The organism is Levilactobacillus yonginensis (genome assembly GCF_003946265.1).
Lineage (GTDB): Bacteria > Bacillota > Bacilli > Lactobacillales > Lactobacillaceae > Levilactobacillus > Levilactobacillus yonginensis.
Genome location: NZ_RHNO01000004.1, coordinates 87685 through 113268 on the forward strand (window position 1 = coordinate 87685; position 25584 = coordinate 113268).

Consider the following 25584-nt stretch of genomic DNA (forward strand, 5'->3'; position numbering starts at 1 on the left):
CCCGTGTTTCCGTCTGGGTAAGCCTTTTGGTTAATCTTCTTCAGTTCGTCGCTTAGGTTTAGCCGTCCCTTTACGGGCATAGTAGGCATCCTCTAAACGCTTGTAAGAACCAGGTTCCACTTCATCAAGTACCGTGGCAATCGTTTCCAACGCCTGGGCGTACTGGAAGTCGTGTTCAAACAACTGTGCTGCTTTTTCACTCGCCTCAGCCACATTGTCGTGACTGGTTTGATAACGGTTAGCGTACTGTAACAGTTGTTCGGCCAATTGGGAACTATCGATTAGATCCTCCGTCTTTTCCCGAAGGGTATCTAAATCCGTTTGAATGATCAACAGTTGCTTGGTAATCCGTTCCATGTTGATTTGTGGTTGATCCATGTCAGTCGCTAATTGGGCCACTTCATCCCGTACCACGAAGAAGTAGTCTAAGTACTCCTGGGGAATCCCGGGCAGATTCAAGTTTTCAACCTGACGACGTAAGCTATGTAGATCAAAATCAAATTGTTGTAAGGTGTCTCTGGCTTGCCGCTCTTCATCAGCCAATCCAGCCACACTCTTTAAGATGTCAGCCTGTTGTTCTTCAATCTGTTGCAGGTCCTTTTCCTGTTGCTGCTGGTGTTCCAAAATAATGGAATACGTCGCCGTTTGGCCGGTCAGATCCTGCACATCTCGTTGGTACGTGCCATCAATATTTCGCAATTGCTCGTTGAGTTCACGCGCCGTTTCCAGCTCTTGGTGATCCAACGTATAGTTCTGACTCAACCGGTCCAACTCATTCAACAAAGCGTGGCTCTGATTTTGCGCGTGCCCAATAAACTTGGCCACGTTATCCAAATTTTGTTCAACCGGTGTCTTGGCATCGATCTCTGTCTGCATCAAATCATAAATTTGATCAATTTGTTTGGCAATGCGATCATTCACGACCTTGGCATCGTCAGGCCGTAAATCACCCAGCGTTTCCAGGTTTTCAGTCACGTGACTGTTAATGTCCGCCACCATTTGGGGGACGTCCTGCTCACCAAAGTGGAAGTGCTGACTGGTCAGTTGGTCGTAACCTGCTTTTAATTCTTTCAGTTGATCCGGATAAACGACCGTTAAATCCTTATACAATGGTGGGATGGCTTTAATTAAATCTTCCAGCTCATCGGTATCCGTATCTAACTGACTCAGGACATCGGCTGCTCGCTCGTGGTCCCCTTCTTGCGTCAACCGGGTAAAGGTATCAAAATTGTCTTCCAGTTGACTGAGGCGTTCTTCCAAACCGTCAATGCTGGGTCCAAACGCAAAGTTCTTGGCCAACAGTGTCTTCCGCAACCCCTGGTACTTTTGTTCCAGGTCATGAACGGCTTGCCGGTGTTGCTTATCTACTTCTTGCAAGCTAGCCAATTTGGCTTGAACCGATTGCACGAGTTCGTCAGTTTGGCTAACCAACAGGGTGACCTTGTTTAGATCCTGTCGGAGTTGTACCAGATTGATTCCCCGTGAATCAGCAGTCAATTTGGTGAGTGCTTCATCGATGCGCGTAAACCGGTTCTCAGTGATGTCGGTGAAGTCATCTTCAAGTTGTTGATACTGCTCCAGGGACTGGCCAGTGAGGCTTAATTGCCCAACCAGTTCCAGCTCATCCGTTAAGGGAATAGCCACCATGGTTTCTTTTTTTGCGGTTAACGTCGCGACCTGCCGCCGTACCCGTTGCTGGTAGGCTAGCACGCCCACGTAGGCAACGATGGCAAGTATGACGATTCCGATTAGCACACCTATCATATTGACCCCATCCTTCATCCACATTTCAACGTTTTATTCACGGGTTGCAAAACAGCCCAGTTAATTTTACAATTTAATCTAATTTCGATTATAGCATAAGTAACACTTGGGCTTCACTAGGTTTTCGTGATTCTCTGGCTGTTTTTACGATAATCGAATAATTTATGTACTAAACTTTGGAGGCCTTTCTATGAGTGACCCAATTAATCCCATAATTACGGAACAACTCGATGCACTGCTATATGAAGAAAAGAACTTAGTGGCAAATTTGTCCAACGCCTCTGCCCTATTGATGCAAACATTAGATGACGTCAACTGGACTGGCTTCTATCTATATCAACCAGAAACCGACGACCTCATCTTGGGGCCATTCCAGGGAAACGTTGCCTGTGTTCACATTGAAAATAATCGTGGTGTCTGCGGCACCGCACTAGCGACCCAAACAACGCAGCGAGTTGCCGACGTTCACCAGTTTAAGGGTCACATTGCCTGCGACTCTTCCAGCAACGCCGAGGTTGTTGTGCCGCTGACCTTAGCTGATGGTACCAAGCTTGGCGTCATGGACATTGACTCTCCCACCAAGGACCGTTTTAGTGCTGCAGACCAAGCCGTTCTTGAAGAGTTTGCCCGGGTTCTGTTGAAACACGTTGACAAGGACTAGGGTTTCTGGTTATACTGGTCGTTGTGTAAAATAATGCAGCGATAAGTGGTAAGCTCGTCAACAGATTGTTGCCGTTCCATTGGTTCAAGAAGTAACCTGCGGCTGCATACGGTGAAACTTGCAAAGCAATCTGCACGAATACTAAACTTATAAACAGCTTATTTTACTCCAAATAATATTTTATTGGAGGAACTATCTATGTCTCGTTACACTGGCCCAAGCTGGCGTATTTCCCGTCGTTTAGGGGTATCCCTTTCCGGCACTGGTAAAGAATTAAACCGTCGTCCTTACGCACCTGGTGATCATGGTCAAGGTCGTCGTCAAAAGTTATCTGAATACGGTACGCAATTGCGTGAAAAGCAAAAGCTCCGGTTCACTTATGGCATGACTGAACGTCAATTCTACAACTTGTTCAAGCGTGCCGGCAAGATCTCTGAAGGTACCCATGGTACTAACTTCATGATCTTACTCGAACGTCGTCTGGACAACATGGTTTACCGTTTAGGTTTGGCAACGACTCGTCGTCAAGCTCGTCAATTGGTTAACCATGGTCACATCACTGTTGATGGTAAGCGCGTTGACATCCCTTCATACGAAGTCGAAGTTGGCCAAGTTATCTCAGTACGTGAAAAGTCCAAGGACATGGCTATCATCAAGGGCGCTGTTGAAGCCGTTGTTGGTCGTCCACAATACGTTGAATTCGACGCTGACAAGCTGGAAGGTTCCCTTACCCGCTTCCCTCAACGTGAAGAACTCGATGCAGAACTCGACGATTCTCTTATCGTTGAATACTACAACCGTTAAGATTTCGGTTTTAACTGGTTTGAAAAAATCCTCGCCACTTGGCGGGGATTTTTTTGTTGTTTTTAGGTGCTTAGGCTATTGGTATTTCCTATTTTCTCCAATCGGTCCCCCATTTGTGTGAAACTTGCAGAACAGCCCCCATGGTATTTGAAACCTAGATTCCCTTCCAAACATAAAATATTTGCAGGCCCTCCCTGAGGTAATAACACTCCTTCCAAAAGGAAAACCCCAGAAACAATTTTACAGTTGCACAATCAATCGAGATATCTTATTATTATTTTTAGCATGAATAAGGTTATTAATATATAAGGAGGACCATCACTATGCGTCTCAAAAAGTTAAAACTGTTTTTTCTCATCGGCATTGGATTATCATTTTCAGGAGCCTTGCTCCAAACCAATGCACAAGCGGCCACTTGGCACAAAGGTGTCCCATCATTTTTGAAACACAGCTTTTATCGAACAAAGCTTGAGCCAAAGTATCATATCATCGACGGCAAGAAATACAAAACCGCGAGTCGTTTGTACGAAGGAATTCATACATACAAAACAACCATTAAGTTCAGTGGTTACCAATACAATATGAAGCTCTCAAAATGTAAGTACACTAAGAAGGGCACGCACTTTATTATCAGAGGAAAATTTGATAAAGCTTATGCCGGTTACCCCTCGCTTAAGGTTATCAAACACAGTAAGAAAAAACTGACTGTCAGTTCGGGCACATTTTGCAAACACCCCTCAAGAATTCGTTACAATGAAGCAGATAAAATGACAAAAATTAAATAAACATGAATGAGATTCATTCTCTCCAAACTGTATATTTTCTCATAGTTAAAGAAAGAAGTCCTAGCAATGTTCAAACGAACCTTAATGGTTTTCGTTGTTGTGCTAACTCTTGGTGGTGTTTTCACCGCTACTACAACGACGCCCGTAGATGCTCAAGCATCCGTTCACTATATCAAATGGCATGGTAAAAAATATAAATCAAAATATACAATTAAACAGATGCGTAAGAAGTATCATCTGAAATATAAAAAGTCCAAATTTTATGGCTATACGACCAAAGATAATTACTTTTATGGCATTACGACCAAAGGTGCTTACCAACACCGCACAACGGACGTTCATGCCTTCCCCACCATTCATCACAAGGGCACCTACGCTATGTTCAGATCAAAAACATTTGATGGGGGCAACGCCTACGGTTTGGACTACGTTAATTTAAAGACTGGCAAACACTATCACGATCAGGCTTAAATGAATGTCTTACCCATCAGATTTCCAATTAACACATAAAAATCCCTGCCGGCTGGCAGGGATTTTTATGTGTTAATCTTGAAAATTACGCATCCTTCGACTCTGCCGCCACGTGCTTAGGCTTCAGCTGGACATCGAACACGTCCAATAAGAAAGCTACCAGTGGTACACCGACCAGTAGGCCCCACGCACCAAAGATCTGTTCACTCACAATTAACGTAATGAACGTCACGAAGATCGGCAAATTGGTGGCATTGGCCATCAACCGTGGATGCAGGAAGTAAGATTCAAACAAGTGAATCAACACGATGAGAACTAAGACCGCAATAACCCGAATCAGTCCACCCGTGACAAAAGCCACGATGGTTAACGGAATCAGAGAAATCAACACCCCAGCTACCGGAATCAATCCCAAGAAGAAAACCATAATCCCTAAAATCAGCAGACTGGGCATCCCAATGATCCACAGACCCAGAACCATCAAAATCGTATTAATTGTACAAATTAAGAGTTGCGTCTCGATAACCGTGCCAAAAATTTGAACAAATTTCATAATCAATTGGCCCATGGGCACGAACAATCCGGCAAAACGACTCTTGGTGAAAGCGTGGGCAAACACCTGCAGCTGCCCCTTCGTTAAGTTAAAGATAAACCCGAAGAAAAAGGCCAACAGAATCGTTTCAACCCCCGAACTAAACCGTGAGATTTGACCCAACCCACTGGTAAACAGCGTCTTACCATTACTGATGACGGACGCATTCTGGGAAAGATTCTTCACCATTTTCGTAAACATCGTTTGTAACTGCGGGTACGTCACAATTATTTTATCAATGGTATGGGGCAAGTGGGCCGCTTCCGACACCAGTGGTGGAATAATCTGGGAGAAAGCTGCCACCAGGACCACCAAAAACACCAGATAAACTAGTAAAGTCGCCCACAGATGACGCAGGTGCAAGCGCCCCTCAATTCTAGTAATCGCGGCATTCCCCAAATAAATAAAAATGATGGTGAATAATGCCAGTGACAGAAATGCCCGGGCCTCCCAGGCAATTAAAATTAACAGTACCAAAGCTATGTAAAATGCGGTCAATGGGTTACGCCACAACCGTTTCATCAGTTCAAACACACAAACTCCCCCTCAAATTTTCTAAGCCATGATCTCCATCAAGCTTAGTTTGTCTCAAACCTACGCATATCCTCGCCAACTCACACCCGAATCAATTGATCGTACACGGGCAACAAAGCCTGCACAGTTTCCTGAATCACGCGAGTTTGTTTCGCTGGCGAGCCGGTGAAAAAGTCACTGCCACGCAGAAAATTCCGCCCAATCTGCCACTCAGCATGGCGGTTGGTTTGGGTCGCCATCAACGCTTGGTAGTTTTCCCGATTCAACGGCACCCCACTGTCCTTATCCGTGTGATCACTGCCACACGCAAAACCAGTCGGCAATTGTAAAACGAGATCTTCTTTGAGCCCGCTCAACAGTGCCTGTCGATTCTTGGCCTCTTGCAACACCGCCAACCAGATAAAGAAACGGTCATCCCAGAACCCAATTTCAATGTGCGGTAGCATCTTATATCCCCGCTTAGAGGTGCTAAAGGCCACCCACGTGTCGGTTGGCGGGTTCTTGGTTCGCCGCCGGTGCTGTGAAACGTGATCATAAATGGGCACCGCCAACTGCGCAAATGTTTCCTGCAGGTCCGCCACCGTTTCTAGAAACTTAGGATCAATCTGAGCTTGAATCTTCCCCAACCGTCCTGGTAACGTTGGGTCGTCAAAAACGTGAAAATCTTGATCCAGATACATGCCAAGGCCTCCTTGCTAAACGTGACTCTGATTCCATGTTATACTGGTAAGACTAATTTGAAAAGAGGGAACTGTATGGCTGAGAAGAGTCAAATGGAACAACATTTACAAAATTCCGTCTACGGCACACCGAAAATCAACCCCGACGAGCAGCGTCACTACCTCGGAACTTTCCGGGAACGCGTCTCACTAGCGATGACCATTGCCGAGGTGACCGACCGGAAAAATTTGGACGCCTTCATCACTGAGATTTCCGCCCACCCAGACTTTCAGGTCATCTTAAACGGTCACATTGAACAGACTGATCTGGGTCCTTACATGAAATTGGCGAGCCAACATAATTTAAAATTCACCATCAAACAAGACGAAATTTACGGTGTCAATGACACTGATTTGGGATTAGTCGTTGCCAGCGACCACGCCATCAACGAAAATCCTATTTTGTTGGCCAAAAAGTATCCCGCTAATCGGGATCTGACCACTACGAACGCTAAAACACCTGCCAAGACCTCCTGGCTCGATAAATTATTACATCACTGAGAAAGGAGTCCCATTTGTGGCTCAACACCCATTAGCCTACCGCATGCGACCTCGGAAACTAGAAGAAGTCGTCGGCCAACAAGCATTGGTCGGTCCGGGTAAAATTATTGCTCGGATGGTTGCGGCCAAATTACTATCATCCATGATTCTCTACGGACCACCTGGTACTGGTAAAACCAGCATTGCCAGCGCCATCGCTGGCTCAACCAAATACGCCTTTCGTAAGTTGAATGCCGCCACAGACACCAAAAAAGATCTCCAGGTCGTCGCGGAAGAAGCCAAAATGAGTGGCACCGTGATTCTTTTGTTAGATGAAATCCATCGTCTGGACAAGACCAAGCAAGACTTTTTGCTCCCCCACCTGGAGAGCGGTCGCATTATCCTAATCGGCGCCACGACGGAAAATCCCTACATCAACATTAACCCCGCCATTCGAAGCCGAACTCAGATTTTTGAAGTGCACCCCCTGTCGCTAGACGACATTCAAACTGCCCTCCAACGCGCCATTGACGATGAGGAACGGGGACTGGGTAAATTATCCCTTGTGGTGGACAATGATGCACTGGCCTTCATGGCAGGTGCCACCAACGGCGACCTTCGTAGTGCCTTGAACGGCCTGGAATTGGCCGCTCAATCCACCCCACCCGATGAGGACTCCGGTAAGATTCACGTGACCCTCGCGGTGGCTGAAGCCTGCTTCCAACGTAAAGCACTGGTCGGCGATAAGAACGGGGACGCCCACTACGATGTTATCTCAGCGTTTCAAAAATCTATTCGGGGTAGCGACACTGACGCCGCCCTCCACTACCTGGCCCAACTGGTCGCGGCCGGTGACCTGCCAGCTATCTGTCGCCGATTGATGGTCATTGCCTACGAAGACATTGGCCTGGCTAATTTGCCGGCTGCTGCACGAACGGTGCAGGCAGTCCAAGCGGCGCAACAACTAGGGTTGCCCGAAGGCCGGATTCCCTTGGCCGATGCCGTGATTGAGTTGTGCCTCTCACCGAAGTCCAACTCCGGCATCGCTGCGGTCGATGCTGCTTTAGCCGACGTTTTAAACGGCCATAACGGTGCCGTGCCGGATCACCTGAAGGACGCCCACTATAGCGGCGCCAAGAAGCTGGGTCACGGCAACAACTATCAGTTCCCACACGACTTCCCCGGGGACTGGGTCAAACAACAATATCTCCCCGATACCCTGAAGCACGCCGAGTACTACCACCCGAAAACCAACGGCCGGTTCGAAAGCCAATTGGCTGAACAGTATCGTAAGCTACGTGCTGCTAATCAAAATTGATAAATTGATATTTAATCTTTTGTATGCTAATATACAAGTAGTTCTAAGGTGTACGCGTTGTCTCACTACAAGTTGCCGAACAAGTAATTCTTAAACGGGATTGCAAGATGCTTGAGAACATGACATGCCTTTTCACTTGGAAGTCAGACGCTCTTGCTAGCTTTCCCCCCTGCATTGTCATCGCGGGTCAACATGACTGGACAATTAACGGCACCACTTAGATCAACCAAAGCTTTGCTTTGAGGGCCATTCCATTGAATGGTCCTTTTCTTTTTGAGCAATTTTCATGAAGTTTCAATCACTGTTCATGAATTCACACTTCTTCGCCCCAAGCCCGCCAAATTCATGTATACTTAAACCTACTTACGTGATTGATCGGTTAACTTTTCTACGGATTGGCGCAAGATTTACGATCAACTTCCCCACGCAATCCCAACTTGATTGATGCAAAATATTTAAGGAGGATTCATCTCTTGGCTATTACGATTTTAATGATTTGTTACACCCTTTTGGCCTTCGGTATCGGCTGGTACCTGTTCAGCCACCGCGCCCGGCCCTTCCTAGTCTTCCATCCGGAAACGACGCCCGCCCTCAGCCGGGTCGTCACAGTCGGCGGACTTATTCTGATGCTGTTAGGCGTCGTGGCAGCCGCCGCTACCATCATCAATAACAGCATCTTCCTAGCCAGCACCCTATTAGTAGGTGTTGTTATTATTATCGTCCTGCAACTAATCCTGTTACATTGGTTTCCTAAGGGGTAACCGTTTACAAATTTGTCACCTTTTTTGTCATTTCGCTGTTTTTTTCATGATAAATAACGTATGATAAGAGTATAAAGTAATGAGAGGTGAACAATATGTTACAACAATACAAGCACATTTTAGTTCCAGTTGACGGTTCTTACGAAGCAGAGTTAGCCTTCAAGAAAGCGGTCGCTGTTGCTAAGCGTAACGATGCTGATTTACATCTCGTTCACGTTGTTGATACGCGGGCCTTCCAAAACATTTCTAGCTTCGATACCAGCATGGTTGAACAAGTCACAGAAACTGCTAAGAAGACGCTCGACAAGTACGTGGCTGATGCTAAGGCTGATGGCTTAAAGAGCATTGACTACGCTATCGAGTATGGGGCTCCTAAGACCATTATCGCTCGCGATGTTCCACGGGATAACGACACTGACCTGATTATGATCGGTGCAACTGGTTTGAATGCCGTTGAACGGCTCCTGATTGGTTCCGTGACTGAATACGTTACTCGGACCGCTGTCTGCGACGTTATCGTTGTCCGGACTGACTTGGACAACCAACCCGCTAAGGTTTCTCGTCCAGAAGCTTAAGTTAATTTTGATAAACCCAACACCGTTGCTTTGGCAGCGGTGTTTTTTTTGTCTCTAGTTACGATGACCACCCGCAAATAGTTAACAACGACAAAAACAGCTCGTGGATTGTGTCCCACGAGCTGTCTAATTTCAGATCAGTTAAGCTGTTACTCCAGTATGGTCGAACCTACAGCTGGGGCCAAACGTTCTTGTAAGGCCACGTTATGCGTCACTAAAGCCAAGGTCTTCGCAATCAGTAGACTCCGCTTAGCGGCTGCCTTAGACATCAAGGCCTGTTCCGCCTGCCCCTTCACTTCGTACAAGACGTCGATCAGGTAAAGTGACGCCTGGTGCTTAACCGCGGATAAAGCCGCTTCCACACTCTCAATGACCAGTTGCGGTAATTGCAACTCTAAGTACATCTTGGCAATTTGATAGCGGGCCCACACCAACCGCTTAAAAGTGGCTTCGTCATGCCACTCAAAATCATCCAGGTAGGACACGGCTTCATTCAAGTAATAGCGGGCCTTATCCAATTCGTGTCGTGACAAGTAGGCACTCGCCATCCCCACGTTCCCCACGATAGCATAGAGATCCCAAGGCATCTTGAACGTCTTGTGCAACAAAAGGTTAAAGTGGAAGATTGCTTCGTCTGGCCGATGATGAGCTCCCAATTCAACGAAGCCCCGGTAGTAGTGATACCGTTCCCGGTCAAATGAGTTTTGAACGTTGGTCATTTCTAACTTACCCAAGAGGCTAGCGGCCACTAAGTAATCTTCCCGCCGAATCGCCACGGAAATGGCCTCGAACTGTTCGTCCATCCCACTTCCGAGACCAGATAAGACGTCGCTTAACGAGATGTTCAAACGCCGACAAATCTGCAAGATAATTTTGATACTTGGCACCTTGTTTTTCTTTTCCATCAAGCTAACCGTGGCCTGCGTGCAGATACCATCGGCTAGTTCCTGTTGGGATAAATTCTTTTGTTTACGATATTGTTTCACTTTACTTCCTAATAATCGCATGTGCTCCTCCTCGCGTATGGTAACGTTGGCAGTGGCTGTTTGTCTGATAAAGCCGAACATTACTCAAATTGCGAGCGGCAATTATTTTTAAGTATAAGACGTAATAATCGCTAAATTCCTACCCCGGAATATAAATGGCCTAGTCCGGTTGCCTTTATCATTAAGTCTAATAATAAGGGATTTCTAAGGGATTACAAGCAATATACTAGATTATGAAAGAACTCTAATCTGTCTAGGCCGTTTCTTCATTTCACTACAAATAAATTTATAATTAGTCACGATTAGTCCGAATTTATTCAAAATATTAATTGTCTAAGTTCGTATATTACCCATTCAATTGATTATCCAACAATCTATGCGTAACTAAAAATGAAGTTTTGTAGGACTGCCCAATTAGCACGCCATGATTCATCCGCCAAAACCCGCTGCAATCGACTCACCTCATTGGTAATTTGACCATCGGCCCCCAAAGCCCAGCTTCGCGTCATTGCTGAAACCGAGTCTGGCGTCCAGACATAAGCTGACGCGCCCAAAGTATGCGCCGCCCGAACAAATTGATGACTAACCGAAATCTGCTGAAAAGAATAAAAATCGGCTGGGACTGACCGGGGCGCCACCCAGTTGAAGGGCGTAATATAGCCTACCCGTAACTGAGGGGCCCGTTGTCGCAACTGACGAACGACACGGTAATCCAATGAATGGACGGCATCATGATCTGTGATCAATCGAGAACCATACGTTTTCGCAAAACGAGCTACCATCCCCGGTGAGTCCTGCGAGGTCGTCTTAATTTCAATCAGTAATTTTTGATGGAGCCGCTCGGCCGTTCGTAAATAGGTCGGCCAGTCCACCAAATGGTCCTGATAGCCGTTCTCGTGCACCACCAGCCGTTCTAGCTGTGCCTGTGTCAATTGATGTGGCGTGACGTTTCGCTTGGCTAAGACCCGCAAATTTTCATCATGGAGCACGACCCAGTTATGATCCCGCGTTTCATGGAGGTCCATTTCAACGTAATCCGGATGACGTCGCTGAACGTGTCGGAGTGCCCCCAACGTATTCTGCACGCCAACTCCCTGGTCAACGCCACGGTGACTGATGGTCAGCGTTCGGGCAAACTGTGGCTGCTGCTGAACTGTCTGCCAAACCACCCCACCGATAGCTGCCCCTACCAGCAGAACTAGGCTTACCTGCGACCACAATCTGGTCGTTGGCTTCGTCTGCCCGGAAACGACCGGTTGACCACACCAGCACCATACCAGGGTCACCGTCAGTAAGCCCACTCCTATCAAGTACCCCAGCAGAACTACGGCGAGGGAGCCACGCAACAACCAGTGAGCAACTCCCCGACTCACCGCTAAGTCCCGGTTGAGCACGACTAATACCTCCGACCCTATCAGCCAGAGGCCACTAAGAGCTGCACTAACGCCGAGACCCGCAGCCATCTGTTTAACCGTTCCCGGCTGAGCTCCAGTTGGTAAAACACGCCGAAAGTGTACCGGCCCCCGTAACAGAAAGTAACCCGCCAGCCCACAGTAAATCAGCGCAGCAACCGTCAAGACCGGGCGACGATTTAGGCCAACAAAGTTAATCCAGTCGGCAGGTAAGGGTAATTGCACAAAGAACCGGCTACCCAACCCCCACATACCAAATGGCAAAGCCAACACTGCTAGTGCGAGTAAACCACTGACCCATCTCAACCAATATTTAGCAACCAAGTGTCCGGTTAACCGCCAGCGTGGCACCCGGCCCATCACCAATGCCAACGCCAGCCGGGTCAGCTGACATGCCGCTAGTGCCCCTGTCAAAATAGCCACGATGATTGCTAACCAGCCAGCGCTTGGTAGCTGCCCCATCAATCGCAGGCCTAGCCCACCTAAAGCCAACCCCAACCAACCTGACAGTAACCCCGGATTCACAAGACCAAACTGCCAACTCCGTCGTAATTCTTGCCACCATTTATGCACGTTTCATACCTCCCCCTTCAATTGTTCAAAAAAAGCCGGTAGGAACGTCTCCGTTCGCTACCGACTAACAGGTAATCTAGTTCTTAGGCTTGTAAGTAGAAGCCGCTGAGTTGTCGTCCAATGGGATGAAATCATAAGCCAATTCATCTTGGTAATTGAATTCGTTCATGGCATATGAAATCAACCGGTCGATCAAGTCCTCGTAGCTAATACCCGTTGCCTGCCACAATTGTGGGTACAGACTGATGTTCGTGAACCCAGGTAAGGTGTTGACCTCACCTACGTAGGGCACGCCATCCTTGGAAACCAAGTAGTCGATTCGTGCCATTCCCTTAAGCCCTAAAGCAGCGTAAGTTTGCAGACCCATTTGCGTAATTTCCTTGGTCAGGTCTTCTGGCAACGTTACGGGAACCTCGAAGGTCACACCACTGGCATCAACGAACTTGTTGTTGTAGTCGTAGAAAACGTCCGACTTAGGTACCCGAATTGCACCCAGCTTAGAAGCCAGCGGCTTTTCGTTCCCCAAAATGGAAATTTCAACTTCTTCAGGACCATCGATAGTCTGTTCCACTAAGACCTTAAAGTCATACCGGAAGGCATCTTCGATACCATCTTCAAATTCTTGTTCGTTACCAGCCTTATGAATCCCCACAGAAGATCCCTGGTTAGCAGGCTTGATGAAGACGTTATCGCCCAATTTAGCTTGAACGGTTGCGTAGTCAAAGTCTGCGCGATTCTCAGGGGTCAACACAAGGTACTTCGTGTTCCGGATACCATGTGCCGTCAAGACTTGCTTGGTCATATCCTTATCAAACGACACGGCTGATGCCAAGACGCCACTCCCGACAAAGGGCTTTTTCAGCAGACGGAAAAGTCCTTGAATCGTGCCGTCTTCACCCAAGTTACCATGAATGATTGGGAAGAAGACATCAATGTTCTTTGCTTGGGATAAATTCCAAATGGGTGCCAATGGGTTTGCAGCGTCTACCTTCGTTTGTTCCTCGGCCGCAACTTCTAATTCATCCTCGCCATCAAATACGCGCCGGGAAGCTTCGTCACTCAGAACGAACCCATCACGCGTCAACAAGAATAAACTAACGTCGTAGCGGTCCTTATCCATTGCATCATAGATGTTATGAGCCGAACGCTTCGAAACATCATGTTCAGAGGAATTTCCACCGAATAATAGACCTACGTGTAGCTTTGATTTTGTATCCATTTTGTCACTCATCCTATCTCGTATATTTCGGTTAGCCTTCAGTATACCATTTCTCAAAATAATTTAGAATGAAATTACCCTAAAAAATCGATGGATGAATTCAAATAATCGTGAATACTCTTGGGGAGGTCGCCATGAAGCCTTAACGCATCCAGGAGCCGTTTCCGGTTAAAGAACCGATTCCAGCCAGCAATGGTGTCTGGACGACGGTGCATCGCAACTCGCTGCCGCCATTGCTTCAAGGACAACAGGAACGCCTCCTCGTAAAGTGGATGGCGGTTCACCAATTCAACGAAGTACGTCGCCATCCGGTCATTTTCCCCGTAGATCAACGGCGTATTCAGTCGTTTAATTCGCTCCAACAAGGTCATCATCAGAAATAGTTTATCAGCACGGGGGAGCGATTCATTCCCGGCCAGCACTGCTAGTAGGTCCGTCGCAGCGGAGAAGGCATGCGCCCAGCCCTGTTGGTTCACGAAGCCTCGTGTATCGGTCTCCAAGCAAATGTATGTGGCCGCTAATAGGACCGTATGGCGAAGTTCCTGTTCCCCGTAGTTATCAGCTGGCACAAAGTGCAGAATCGCCGCCAACATTGCCACGCGAGCAGCTCGGCCAAAGACACCCACGTTAGCGGGCTCCAAAATATGGTTAAATAGTCCGTCTGGGTTCTGGAGACTCTCCAGCAAAACCTTCATCTGACTGGAATCAAACGCATCCTGTTGTAGCGCGTCATAGACAGTGAAGTTGATGCCCTCGTAACGTACCTTGGGATCAGTGGAAGACAGATGTGCTAATAACAGGTCTAGTTTTTCACCCGTCAGTGTCACCGGAACGTTTTCTTCTAATTGATGCCGCATCCCCGTCAAAATGGCAGCGACGCCATCGTCGTCATCCGGCAATGTGACCGCCGTTCGCCGGCGACGGTGAATATCATCCATCAGTTTGCCTAATCGCGTGCTGAGGGATTGATAAATATCCCCACCTCTGACCTGGTCATTGAGTGCGGCAAGTTCCTGCATTAACGTTCCTATCTGTTCATCCATCAAGCATCCTCCATTAATTTAAACCTATTCGGCAATCTTACCGGTATTGATCACCGGTTGAGAGCCACGTTCATTGATAATTGAAACCATCATGTTATTGATCAGTTGAATTTTTTGATTGTCGGTTAAGTTCAGACTAGTTTCCGCCGAAAGTCGTTCAATGGCGCCTTCTGTGATGGAAACGGCCCCTTCCACAATAATCTTTCTAGCAGATAAAATAGCTTGTGACTGTTGCCGTTGCAACATGGCCGACGCAATCTCAGTCGCATAAGCCAAGTGGGTTAACCGCGTCTCCATAATTTGAACGCCGGCAACGTTTAAGCGTTCTTGCAGTTCCTCGGTCAAATGATTGGAAACTTCCGTTGGATTGCTTCGTAACGTTAACGCTTCCCCATCCCCAAAGTTATCGTACGCGTACTCTGAAGCCACGTGTCGAATGGCCGACTCGCTTTGAATCTCAACGAATTGTTCGTAGTCTTCGACAGCAAATAATGCCTTACTGGTGTCCACAACTTTAAACACGATTACAGCGGCAATTTCAACGGGATTTCCTTGAAGATCATTGACCTTCAGAATCGCACTGTTGAAGTTCCGGACCCGTAAGGACACCGTTGCCTTATTTGTCAACGGAACGGTCAAGTACAAGCCGGCTTCCCGAATCGTCCCAATATACCGACCAAAGAAGGTCAGCACCTTTGACTGATTGGGACTAATAATCGTCAGACTACTAGCAGCCAGAATTGCCACAAAAATCAGAATGACCGCTAACACGATCAACTGAGCCGTTGCAAACAAATACCCACTGACAACCAACAGCGCCAAAACAATAATGAGGCCTAAATACCCATTAATGTGAAACACATTCTTCTCTGCCATGTGACTCACTCCATTCCCCTTGATTTTAAGTCAATTAACTTCCACGCTTCAAACTAGCTGTGACTAAAGTCACAACTAGGCTGGTCCTCTTTATTATACCCGACTCAGGTCGAAACCCCTAAGAAGGTTACATATTTTAGCACAAATAAGCCGGTCGGACCCCCAATGGGGAGTCCGACCGGCTTATCAATCGATGACCCTAGTTTTCTTGAACGTCAACAAACCAAGCTGCATCGATATCGCTACCGTTTAAGGCATCGAAATCGCTTGCTAAGGCAGAGTTAACGGCAGTTACTTTACCAGAAACTGGGCTAGGAATATCAGAAACCGCTTTGTCAGCTTCAACGCTTAACAGGTTTTCACCCTTCTTCACGTCGTCCCCCACTTCGGGCAACTTCGCAAACTTAACCGTCCCTAATTCGTCTTGGCCTTCAGAGGTCAAACCAATTCTCGTACCATCGTTAACAGCCTTGGTCCAGAAATACTTTACCATTTCACTCATGTGTAAACATTCTCCTTCTACTTAAACGATTCATTACGACTAAACATGTAACTCTTATAATGATACCGCATTGACATGATTAAGCCAATCCCAATCAGGTTCCCAATCAACGCGGATCCCCCTTGACTGACGAATGGTAACGGAATACCAGTCAATGGTAGGAGCCCAATACTCATCCCAATGTTTTCAAACACGTGGAAGAGAATCATCATAATGACCCCAGTTGAAATGTAAGCATAGAATACATTCTTAGTATCAAACGTGACCCGAATCATTTGATAAATCAAGAGGAAGTACAGGAAAATCAAAACACAGCCGCCGATAAAACCGAAATTTTCACCAATCACGGAAAAAATCATATCGGACTCACGAACTGGCACGTACACGTGTGAGACGTTGAATCCCGTTCCGAAGATTCCCCCGGAACCCACGGCCTTCATACTCTGCCAGAGCTGGTAGCCTTCATTAGATGTATCTTGAGCAGGATGTAACCAGGTGTCGACTCGAGAGAATTGATAGGCCTGGAACCCAAATTTCTCCAGGATCTGACGCCCACCGTCCGTGGTGACTAAAGCTAACGCCCCACCACCGACTACGGCAATGGCACTAAACGCTGGTGCGATAATCTTCCAAGTGATGCCAGAAACCAAGATGACCCCACCAACGATGGCGAAGAACACTAACATGGTCCCAAAGTCATTTTGAAGTTTCAATAGCACCGCTACCGGTAACGTCCAGAGAATCAATTTCCCAATCAGTAACCAATCAGACCGCACTTCATGTATTGGAAATTGATTATTATGTTCGGTAACCACTCGCGCCAGCATTAAGATAAAAGCTGGTTTCATGACTTCAGATGGCTGAAAGGTTAGTGAACCAATCGCAAACCAACTCCGCGCACCGGTATTCGCAAAATACGCACGACTGTAGAAGACCAGCACCGCAATGAGCAGAAAGATTCCTAGTCCATATAGAACTGGCGCCACCTTCCAAAGTTGCTCTGAATCAAATTGCATAATAATAATGATGGCGACGGTTCCAATCACGTACCAAGCTAACTGGGATACCACGGCGGAAGTAATACTGGTTGCACTACTGTCGTGGGTCGCCGCCACGTAGATGGAAGCTAACCCAATCAACGCCAACATCAGGATACAAAAGATGATCCCCCAGTCGATGCGTGACTCGCTGTCGCCCCGCTTTTCTGTCGCATTCTTTGCCACAATGATTGCTCCTTAATCAAAACTAAGATTTGTCTTAATTATAAAGGCCGAAGTGAAATTCATCGTTTCGCTCCGGCCAACTTTACTAAAATTTATTAACCGCGATGCAGGTGATAGTCCCGTAACAGGAGCTCAACACCTTCGTCAACGGACTTGACCCGGTAGACGTCCCCATCGTTCAATTGGGCCTCAAACCGATCTTCATCCGGTGTAACGGTCCCGATGGTTTCGGTTCCGATTTTTAAGACGGACATACTGCCGCCATCTGGTAGTTTCTGTTCATCGATTGTGACTTGGACTGATTTTTCTCGTTTACTCATGCCAACTCTCCTTTTATTTTACGGGGGGTTCATCCAATTTCATTGCCTTACGGTAAGCGCGCTCGGCTGCAACGTTACGTTTCAAAGTGAAATGATCCGGTACTGGATCAATACCACCTCGTACAAATGGCTGGCAACGTAAAATTCGCGCAATTCCCATTAAGCTTCCCTTAAATGCCCCGTGCTTCTCTAGCGCCTGCAACATATAGTTTGAACACGTCGGATAATACCGACAGGTCGGCGGAAATAGCGGTGAAATGAACCGCTGATAGCCCCGGACCAGAAAGCGTAATAGGTGACGCATTGCCAGCCCCCCTTTTCACAAATTAGTTATTTTCTTTAGCGGTCTTGGTATCCATGTGTTCCAAGAGGACCCCGGCACCTTTGGCCACGTTGTCCAATGGATCTTCGGAAATGATGACGGGAACCGTCAAGCGTTCAGAGAACAACTTGTCGATACCATCCAGTAAGGCACCCCCACCGGTCAGCATAATTCCCCGATCAATAATGTCCGCAGCTAATTCAGGCGGTGTCGTTTCCAAAACTGCCTTGGCCGCTGCAACGATTTGCTCTACCGTATCATGGATAGCAATTTCCACTTCGGCTGCCGTAATGGTGGTTTCGGTTGGCATGCCACTCACGGAGTCGCGACCACGAACTTCCATCGTCTTCTTTTCATTCTCAGGTTCTGGATAGGCCGTCCCAATCTTAATCTTAACCGTTTCAGCCGTCCGTTCTCCAATAATCAAATTGTGGTTGTGCTTCATGTAGTTCACGATTTCGGAGTTCATTCGGTCACCAGCAACGCGAATTGAACGACTAGAAACGATGTCCCCCAAGGAAAGGATAGCGATATCACTCGTTCCCCCACCCATATCGATCACCATGTTACCACTGGGCTTAAAGATGTCCATCCCGGCACCCAAAGCAGCAACCTTTGGTTCTTCTTCCAAATAGACCTTGGCACCACCGGATTTTTCGGCAGCCTGAACGATGGCCTTCCGTTCAATCTCAGTGATGTTCGTTGGTGCACAAATCATGATGTTTGGCTTAGATAAGAAGCCTTTGACGCTTAATTTATTGATAAAGTAGGAGAGCATAGCTTCGGTAATATCGAAATCAGAAATGACCCCATCCTTTAACGGACGAATTGCCCGAATGTTACCAGGAGTCCGGCCAACCATCCGGTAAGCCTCTGAACCCACTGCCAAAACCTTGTCAGTCTTCGTGTCAATTGCAACGACGGATGGTTCATTTAATACAATACCCTTGCCGACCACGAAGATTAAAACGTTCGCAGTACCCAGATCAATTCCAATATCTTTCGCCATACTTATGTGTCCTCCTGATTTTTCTGCCAATTTTCAACATTTCATTATACCATAAACGGCCCGAACTCTAAATGGTTTCTCACAGGATACAGCCAATTTACGGCGACCTTACCAAAATAAAAAGGCGGCTGATTGCGCCACCTCTAAATGATTGCTAGTTATTTACGTGGGAGTTCTTTAAAACTACCGCATCGTTATCCGGTACGGAGACCCGCTTGATCTCAGCACCGAGGGCGGCTAACTTCTTGTGGAAGTCATAGTAACCGCGATCTAAGTACTTCAAGTTGGTAACCTGAGTATACCCGTCAGCGACTAACCCAGCCAGAACTAAGGCTGCGGCTGCTCGTAAATCAGTAGCTGCCACTTCAGCACCGTTAAAGTCAGTTGGACCGTGCATAACGACCGTCCGGCCATTAACTTGGTACTGCGCGTTCATCCGCCGAAGTTCTTCCAAATGCATGAACCGATTTTCAAACACGGTTTCCGTCATGGTACTGGTTCCACCAGCGGCCAATTGTAGAACCGTCATTTGTGGTTGCATGTCAGTTGGGAACCCAGGGTAAGGCAACGTCTTGACATCCGTTGCTTCTAGGTGTTCTGGTCCGATAACCCGAATACCACCGGGCTCTTCGGTAACCTGAACGCCCATCTCTTGCATCTTAGAAATCAAAGGCTTGTTATGTTCAACGATACCGTCCTTGATCAACACGTTTCCGTGGGTCACAGCGGCACCGACCATGAAGGTTCCTGCTTCGATTCGGTCCTGAACCACACTGTGTTCAGCGCCGTGCATCTTAGCAACCCCATCGATCCGCAGTGTTTCAGTCCCAGCACCGCGGACGTTAGCACCCATTTTGTTCAGGATGTTAGCTAAATCAACGATTTCAGGTTCACGGGCAACGTTATCGATGACAGTCGTCCCCTCAGCGAGGCAAGCAGCCATCATGATGTTTTGGGTCGCACCAACACTTGGGAAGTCCAAGTAGATGTGAGTTCCCTGCAAACGATCGGCAAAAGCTTCAATATAGCCATCATGCTGTTCAATTCGAGCGCCCAGGGCTTCTAAACCCTTCAAGTGCAAATCGATTGGTCGCGTACCAATGGCACAACCACCTGGTAACGCAACCCGGGCATGACCCAAGCGAGCCAATAATGGCCCCATGACAACGATTGAAGCGCGCATCTTCGAGACATACTCGAATGGTGCTTCACTAGATACTTGTTTAGTAGCATCAATGGTGACTTCACGCTTACCTTCGTTAAAATCAACTTTCAAGTTCAGGAAGCGTAAGACCTTGTTCATCGTATAAACATCTGACAAAACCGGAACATTTGCTAAGTGAGTGATGCCCTCTGAGGCAAGAATAGACGCAGCTAAAATAGGCAAAACGGCATTCTTGGCCCCTTCAATATGGACCACACCAGTTAAGCGGTTCCCACCATGAACGATAATTTTTTCCATGGGATACCTCCAAAGATTATTAAGGGTCTACCGTAACAGGTAGCCCAGGTTACGAACGTTATCGATGAAGTCTAAGAAGAATGAGCTACACCCAAATCCAATGGCAACCGCTAACATCACGATCAGTACGCGAGATTGACGGGGGTAAAAAGTCATTAAGCGCTCAATATGGAGCGCTGATATTGCCCAAAAAGCCAAAGCAATAAACGATAAATGACTGACAATTGTTAAGATACCCTGTAGCCCGATGAGTCTCATTACCTCAATCCTTCCTAAACATTCCCACTAACTATAGCATAAATTCTCACCCTTGTCCTTGAGATTCCCATAAAATCGGCGTTTGTAATATTACATTTGGTCTGGTTAAGCTTATTAATTAACATATCCCTTGGACTAACCTAAAAAAGCCTTAAGCCTTTCGGGGCTAAACCATGATTCATTCAACCATATTTTTACCCGACTTAATCAGTCAAAAATCACGGTTCAAAGTCTGCAAGGTCAACATCTGCTGACTACGTCCCCACGCCACAGCCCCAGTGTAAAAGCATCTAACGCCTTAAAAGTCATAAGGGTATTAACCAACTCTAGGTCAGCGGATACTGCCAGCTGACAATGTAAGCTAAACCATTTTGACAGTTACCAAGTAGTATGAACAGCTAATTTTCAAGCTCACTCTTGGTAGTAAAACCTGCCAAAATTAACCGGCGGTGCCCCCAGCACGACCCTGCACCAAAAAAATGAGACTAAAAAAGCGGCCTCCCAATTGGGAGAACCGCTTGCTAACGTTTCAAAGAAACATTAACTTTTTTAGTGCTTGGCAACGTTGATCCGGTTGACAGCTCGCCGTAAAGCAACCTCTGCCCGTGCAAGGGTGTCGGTATCGTGAGCTTCCTGAGCCTTCTTAATCGTTGCTTCAGCCCGCTTCCGAGCATCTTCCGCCCGGTTAACGTCAATATCGTCTTGACGTTCCGCACTGTCTGCAACAATGGTCGCCACGTTGTCAGAGAATTCGATAAATCCACCGTTAACGGCAATTTCATCTTCATTATCTCCGTGCTTAACCCGTGCCTCATCGACAACGAGTGACGCAATCAAGGGAACGTGATTAGGCAAAATACCTAATTCACCAATAGTCGTCTTAACGACAAGCATATCGCCGTTCTCTTCATACACCTGGCCATCAGGGGTAACGATACTAACAGATAACACTGATTGATTATCAGCCAATTAGAATCCCTCCCTAGTTGTTGGCAACGGCGTCATTCATTTGCTTAGCTTTAGCAATGGCGTCTTCAATGGCACCACAGTTCCGGAAAGCATCTTCTGGCAAGTCATCGTACTTACCATCAAGAATATCCTTGAAACTCCGAATCGTGTCTTCCAACTTGACGTACTTCCCGTCCATACCCGTAAACTGAGAAGCCACGGAGAATGGTTGTGACAAGAAGAATTGAATCCGCCGAGCACGGTTAACGATGGTTTGTTCTTCATCGGATAATTCGTCCATCCCTAAGATAGAGATGATATCTTGCAATTCATGGTACCGTTGCAAAACGTGTTGAACTTCGGTAGCAACTTCATAGTGTTCTTGACCGATGATTTCAGGAGCCAAGGCAGTAGAAGTAGAAGCCAATGGGTCAACGGCTGGGTAGATCCCTTGTTGCGTCAAAGAACGTTCCAAGTTAGTCGTTGCATCCAAATGGGCGAAGGTCGTAGCAGGAGCAGGGTCGGTGTAGTCATCGGCAGGCACATAAACGGCCTGAATAGAGGTGATTGACCCCTTCTTCGTTGACGTGATCCGTTCCTGTAATTGACCCATTTCAGTAGCCAACGTTGGTTGGTAACCAACGGCTGAAGGAATCCGACCCAACAGGGCAGAAACTTCAGAACCGGCTTGCGTGAACCGGAAAATGTTGTCGATGAACAACAGCACGTCTTGGCCCTTAACATCACGGAAGTATTCCGCAATCGTTAAACCAGTCAAAGCAACCCGCATCCGGGCACCAGGAGGTTCGTTCATTTGACCATAAACCATGGCCGTTTGCTTCAGAACTCCGGAGCCTTTCATTTCCCAGTACATGTCGTTACCTTCACGAGTCCGTTCACCAACACCGGTGAAGACGGAAATCCCGTTATGGCCTTGGGCAATGTTATGAATTAATTCTTGAATTAAAACGGTCTTACCAACACCGGCACCACCGAACAACCCAATTTTCCCACCACGAACGTAAGGTTCGAGCAAGTCAATAACCTTAATCCCAGTTTCCAGGATTTCAGTCGTAGGGTTTAATTCGTCATACTTTGGTGCGTCACGGTGAATTGGCATCCGTTCTGCGTCTGGTCCAAATTCGGCACCGCCGTCAATTGGATCCCCGAGAACGTTGAACACCCGACCTAAAGTATCGTCACCAACAGGAACAGAAATAGAAGCACCAGTGTTTTCTACTTCCAATCCCCGGCGAAGACCATCGGTACCGTCCATGGCAATCGTCCGCATAACCCCGTCACCTAATTCCAAGGCAACTTCGGTTACAAGGATACTACCATCATCTTTTTTGATGTTTAGGGCGGTGTTGATGTCAGGTAATTCATCGTTCAACGGGAATTCAACGTCGACAACAGGTCCGATAACTTGAACAATTTTACCAGCACTCATTATTCGTTAATTCCTCCCGTCATTAGTTATTTAAGGCTTCCTGACCACCAGTAATTTCGGTGATTTCGGTCGTAATCTGTGCTTGACGTGCACGGTTGTAGTGCAGTTGCAGAGTTCCAATCAAATCATCAGCATTATCAGTGGCAGACTGCATCGCATTGGTACTTGATGCATGTTCAGCCGTCTTTGCGTCCAAGATAGCACCATAAACTAAGCTTTCAGCGTATTGTGGTAACACAACTTGGAGCACAGCTTCTTCAGAAGGCTCCGTATCGTATTCAGCAGTTAATGGTGACACTTGCGTATCGTTTGCCGCATCAGTCGTCATTGTTTCCTTGTCGACTGGTAACATCTTTTCAGCCCGAAAACGAGATGAAATCCGGTTAACGAAATGGTTGTAACAAACAAAGAGTTCATCGAACACTTCGTTGTTGAACATCGTGGTAACGGTCTTAACAATTTCCCGAACTTCATTGAACTCAGGAACGTCACTGACCCCACGGTATTCGTAGGCAACGTTGACACCACGGTGCTTATAAAAGTCAGCACCAGTTCCCCCAACGGCTAACACCATGTAGTCGCTTGGGTTAGGTGTCCGTTCATTGATGAACACATTTGCGTCACGGAGGACACTACTGTTGTAGCTGCCCACCATTCCCCGATCAGAAGTGATGACCAAATATGCGGTTTTCTTTACTGGACGGTTCGACTGTAGGCTACTTGAGGAATTATCCAACAGATGAGACTGCGAAAGATGCATGACGACAGCCTTAACCTTAGAAACATAGTCTTGGTAGCCGACTGCTTGTTTCTGAATCTTATTTAACTTCGCGGTCGAGACCATGTGCATCGCCGCCGTAATCTGACGGGTAGCTTTCGTGGAATTAATTCGACGTTGAACGTCATGAATTGATTCAGCCATTATTTCTCACCATCCTTCCTTCAAGTATCCTAATCAGCCGCATTGGCCGCCGTATCGTCGGCCTTGGCAGTTGCTTGGAACGTCGTGTCGAATTCGGCAATGGCCTTTTCCAGGGAGTCGCCTTCTGGCAAGTTCCCGGTCTTGACGATACCGTCTTCGAGATCTTGATGACTTGCGTCCATGTAATCGAACAGTTCGTCTTGGTAACGTAAAACGTCGCCAACTTCGAGCTTGTCCAAGTGACCATGGGTCAAGGCAAACAAGATAATAACTTCCTTAGCAACGGGAACGGATTCATGTAAGCCTTGCTTCAAGACTTCCACGGTCCGGGCCCCACGTGCCAAACGAGCTTGCGTAGCAGCATCCAAGTCAGACCCAAATTGGGCGAAGGATTCCAGTTCACGGTAAGCAGATAAGTCCAACCGTAACGTCCCAGCAACCTTCTTCATGGCCTTGATTTGAGCGTCCCCACCAACCCGGGAAACAGAAGTCCCGGCATCCATAGCTGGCCGAACACCTGAATAGAAGGAATCACTGTTCAGGAAGATTTGACCATCGGTAATGGAAATAACGTTGGTTGGAATATAAGCTGAAACGTCACCAGCTTTGGTTTCAATGATTGGCAAAGCAGTCATTGACCCGCCACCAAGTTCATCGTTCAACTTAGCCGCCCGTTCAAGTAAACGAGAGTGGGTGTAGAAAATATCACCAGGGTAAGCTTCACGACCTGGCGCACGCCGTAAAATCAGAGAAAGTTCACGGTAAGCATCGGCTTGCTTGGTTAAATCATCATAGACGATCAAAACGTGTTGGCCGTTGTGCATGAACTCTTCACCCATCGCTGCACCGGCATAAGGAGCCACGTACAGTAATGGTGCTGGTTCAGAAGGACTAGCAGTAACCACGATGGTGTAGTCCATAGCGCCGAATTTTTCCAACGTTTGAACTTGTGCACGTACCGTAGAAGCCTTCTGACCAATTGCGACGTAGATACAAATCATGTTTTGATCTTTTTGGTTAATAATCGTATCAATCGCGATTGAAGACTTACCCGTCTTCCGGTCACCAATAATCAATTCACGTTGACCACGACCAATTGGAACTAAGGCATCAATGGCCTTGATCCCGGTTTGTAGAGGTTCGCTAACCCCTTGCCGGTCCATAACCCCTGGTGCTTTATGTTCAATTGGACGCGTCTTGTCCGTGGAAATGTCCCCTTTACCGTCGATTGGTTGACCCAATGGGTTAACAACCCGGCCAATCAGTTGATCGCCAACGGGAACTTCCATGATTCGGCCAGTACGCTTGACGGTATCGCCTTCAGTGATTCCAGTGAAATCACCCAAGATAACAATACCAACGTCACTGGCTTCGAGGTTTTGGACCATTCCATAAACCCCGTTATCAAATAACAGTAACTCACCTTGCAAAGCGTTGTTCAGACCGTGGGCCCGAGCGACACCATCACCAACGTAAGTAACCGTACCAGTTTCTTCAACTGAGATTTCATCTTTGTAGTTTTCTAATTGTTGTTTAATTAGAGCACTGATTTCCTCAGCTTTAATGCTCATGAAAGTTTCACCTCTTTATCACCG

Annotated in this window: 27 protein-coding genes; 8 read left to right on the plus strand and 19 right to left on the minus strand. The window is 47.1% G+C overall.

Annotated features, from left to right (window positions below; all coding sequences use genetic code 11):
* Window positions 1-30 precede the first annotated feature (30 nt).
* A complete protein-coding gene (gene ezrA / locus EKM87_RS03390) occupies window positions 31-1764 on the minus strand; it encodes a septation ring formation regulator EzrA (RefSeq protein ID WP_125681856.1) in 1734 nt (577 codons plus the stop codon).
* A gap of 190 nt (window positions 1765-1954) precedes the next feature.
* On the opposite strand from ezrA, the gene EKM87_RS03395 reads away from it, so the two are divergent.
* From EKM87_RS03395 to EKM87_RS03410, 4 genes are all read left to right on the plus strand, one after another.
* A complete protein-coding gene (locus EKM87_RS03395; protein ID WP_125681858.1) occupies window positions 1955-2425 on the plus strand; it encodes a GAF domain-containing protein in 471 nt (156 codons plus the stop codon).
* Window positions 2426-2623: 198 nt separating this feature from the next.
* On the plus strand, window positions 2624-3229 hold the full coding sequence (gene rpsD, locus EKM87_RS03400; protein ID WP_125681860.1) for a 30S ribosomal protein S4: 606 nt from the start codon (window positions 2624-2626) through the stop codon (window positions 3227-3229).
* Window positions 3230-3552: 323 nt separating this feature from the next.
* Window positions 3553-4014, plus strand: a complete 462-nt coding sequence (locus tag EKM87_RS03405; protein ID WP_125681862.1) for a hypothetical protein — start codon at window positions 3553-3555, stop codon at window positions 4012-4014.
* Window positions 4015-4080: 66 nt separating this feature from the next.
* Complete coding sequence (locus EKM87_RS03410; RefSeq protein WP_125681864.1) at window positions 4081-4485, plus strand: hypothetical protein; 405 nt, start codon at window positions 4081-4083, stop codon at window positions 4483-4485.
* A gap of 85 nt (window positions 4486-4570) precedes the next feature.
* On the opposite strand, the gene EKM87_RS03415 is transcribed toward EKM87_RS03410, so the two are convergent.
* Window positions 4571-5611, minus strand: coding sequence for an AI-2E family transporter (locus tag EKM87_RS03415; RefSeq protein WP_125681866.1), 1041 nt, complete (start codon window positions 5609-5611; stop codon window positions 4571-4573).
* An 80-nt stretch (window positions 5612-5691) separates the two neighbouring features.
* Window positions 5692-6291, minus strand: coding sequence for a DUF1054 family protein (locus EKM87_RS03420; protein ID WP_125681868.1), 600 nt, complete (start codon window positions 6289-6291; stop codon window positions 5692-5694).
* A gap of 75 nt (window positions 6292-6366) precedes the next feature.
* Here EKM87_RS03420 and EKM87_RS03425 point away from each other — a divergent pair, with 75 nt between their 5' ends.
* From EKM87_RS03425 to EKM87_RS03440, 4 genes are all read left to right on the plus strand, one after another.
* Window positions 6367-6831 carry a YueI family protein gene (locus EKM87_RS03425; protein ID WP_125681870.1) on the plus strand — a complete coding sequence of 155 codons (465 nt, stop codon included), beginning with the start codon at window positions 6367-6369 and terminating at the stop codon, window positions 6829-6831.
* Between the two features lie 43 nt (window positions 6832-6874).
* Window positions 6875-8128 carry a replication-associated recombination protein A gene (locus EKM87_RS03430; protein WP_125682016.1) on the plus strand — a complete coding sequence of 418 codons (1254 nt, stop codon included), beginning with the start codon at window positions 6875-6877 and terminating at the stop codon, window positions 8126-8128.
* Between the two features lie 473 nt (window positions 8129-8601).
* Window positions 8602-8889, plus strand: coding sequence for a hypothetical protein (locus EKM87_RS03435; protein WP_125681872.1), 288 nt, complete (start codon window positions 8602-8604; stop codon window positions 8887-8889).
* Window positions 8890-8984: 95 nt separating this feature from the next.
* Window positions 8985-9464 carry a universal stress protein gene (locus EKM87_RS03440; protein WP_125681874.1) on the plus strand — a complete coding sequence of 160 codons (480 nt, stop codon included), beginning with the start codon at window positions 8985-8987 and terminating at the stop codon, window positions 9462-9464.
* A gap of 149 nt (window positions 9465-9613) precedes the next feature.
* Here the strand turns inward: EKM87_RS03440 and EKM87_RS03445 are convergent, their stop codons facing one another.
* From EKM87_RS03445 to atpA, 16 genes are all read right to left on the minus strand, one after another.
* Window positions 9614-10471 carry a helix-turn-helix domain-containing protein gene (locus EKM87_RS03445; RefSeq protein ID WP_125681877.1) on the minus strand — a complete coding sequence of 286 codons (858 nt, stop codon included), beginning with the start codon at window positions 10469-10471 and terminating at the stop codon, window positions 9614-9616.
* Between the two features lie 353 nt (window positions 10472-10824).
* Window positions 10825-12435, minus strand: a complete 1611-nt coding sequence (locus EKM87_RS03450) for a glycerophosphodiester phosphodiesterase (protein ID WP_225428386.1) — start codon at window positions 12433-12435, stop codon at window positions 10825-10827.
* 76 nt (window positions 12436-12511) lie between these two features.
* Window positions 12512-13654, minus strand: coding sequence for a D-alanine--D-alanine ligase family protein (locus EKM87_RS03455; protein WP_125681879.1), 1143 nt, complete (start codon window positions 13652-13654; stop codon window positions 12512-12514).
* A gap of 74 nt (window positions 13655-13728) precedes the next feature.
* Entirely contained in the window at window positions 13729-14697 is a 969-nt protein-coding gene (locus EKM87_RS03460) for a DUF2785 domain-containing protein (protein ID WP_125681881.1), read from the minus strand.
* A gap of 24 nt (window positions 14698-14721) precedes the next feature.
* Entirely contained in the window at window positions 14722-15573 is an 852-nt protein-coding gene (locus tag EKM87_RS03465) for an SPFH domain-containing protein (protein WP_125681883.1), read from the minus strand.
* A gap of 199 nt (window positions 15574-15772) precedes the next feature.
* Complete coding sequence (locus tag EKM87_RS03470) at window positions 15773-16075, minus strand: glycine cleavage system protein H (RefSeq protein WP_125681885.1); 303 nt, start codon at window positions 16073-16075, stop codon at window positions 15773-15775.
* Window positions 16076-16092: 17 nt separating this feature from the next.
* On the minus strand, window positions 16093-17298 hold the full coding sequence (locus EKM87_RS03475) for an FtsW/RodA/SpoVE family cell cycle protein (protein WP_125681887.1): 1206 nt from the start codon (window positions 17296-17298) through the stop codon (window positions 16093-16095).
* A gap of 95 nt (window positions 17299-17393) precedes the next feature.
* On the minus strand, window positions 17394-17618 hold the full coding sequence (locus tag EKM87_RS03480) for a DUF2969 domain-containing protein (protein WP_125681889.1): 225 nt from the start codon (window positions 17616-17618) through the stop codon (window positions 17394-17396).
* Between the two features lie 13 nt (window positions 17619-17631).
* The gene (gene yidD / locus EKM87_RS03485) at window positions 17632-17922 is read right to left on the minus strand and encodes a membrane protein insertion efficiency factor YidD (protein WP_125681891.1); all 291 of its coding nucleotides are present in this window, start codon (window positions 17920-17922) and stop codon (window positions 17632-17634) included.
* A gap of 22 nt (window positions 17923-17944) precedes the next feature.
* Window positions 17945-18949, minus strand: a complete 1005-nt coding sequence (mreB, locus tag EKM87_RS03490) for a rod shape-determining protein (protein ID WP_125681893.1) — start codon at window positions 18947-18949, stop codon at window positions 17945-17947.
* Window positions 18950-19103: 154 nt separating this feature from the next.
* Window positions 19104-20411, minus strand: coding sequence for a UDP-N-acetylglucosamine 1-carboxyvinyltransferase (gene murA, locus EKM87_RS03495; protein ID WP_125681895.1), 1308 nt, complete (start codon window positions 20409-20411; stop codon window positions 19104-19106).
* Window positions 20412-20438: 27 nt separating this feature from the next.
* Complete coding sequence (locus tag EKM87_RS03500; RefSeq protein ID WP_125681897.1) at window positions 20439-20669, minus strand: DUF1146 family protein; 231 nt, start codon at window positions 20667-20669, stop codon at window positions 20439-20441.
* 549 nt (window positions 20670-21218) lie between these two features.
* The gene (locus EKM87_RS03505) at window positions 21219-21638 is read right to left on the minus strand and encodes a F0F1 ATP synthase subunit epsilon (protein WP_125681899.1); all 420 of its coding nucleotides are present in this window, start codon (window positions 21636-21638) and stop codon (window positions 21219-21221) included.
* A 13-nt stretch (window positions 21639-21651) separates the two neighbouring features.
* Entirely contained in the window at window positions 21652-23067 is a 1416-nt protein-coding gene (atpD, locus tag EKM87_RS03510; protein WP_125681902.1) for a F0F1 ATP synthase subunit beta, read from the minus strand.
* A 22-nt stretch (window positions 23068-23089) separates the two neighbouring features.
* Window positions 23090-23989 (minus strand): F0F1 ATP synthase subunit gamma, encoded by a 900-nt coding sequence (locus EKM87_RS03515; RefSeq protein ID WP_125681904.1) that lies wholly within the window; start codon window positions 23987-23989, stop codon window positions 23090-23092.
* Window positions 23990-24018: 29 nt separating this feature from the next.
* The gene (atpA, locus tag EKM87_RS03520; RefSeq protein ID WP_125681906.1) at window positions 24019-25560 is read right to left on the minus strand and encodes a F0F1 ATP synthase subunit alpha; all 1542 of its coding nucleotides are present in this window, start codon (window positions 25558-25560) and stop codon (window positions 24019-24021) included.
* Window positions 25561-25584 lie beyond the last annotated feature (24 nt).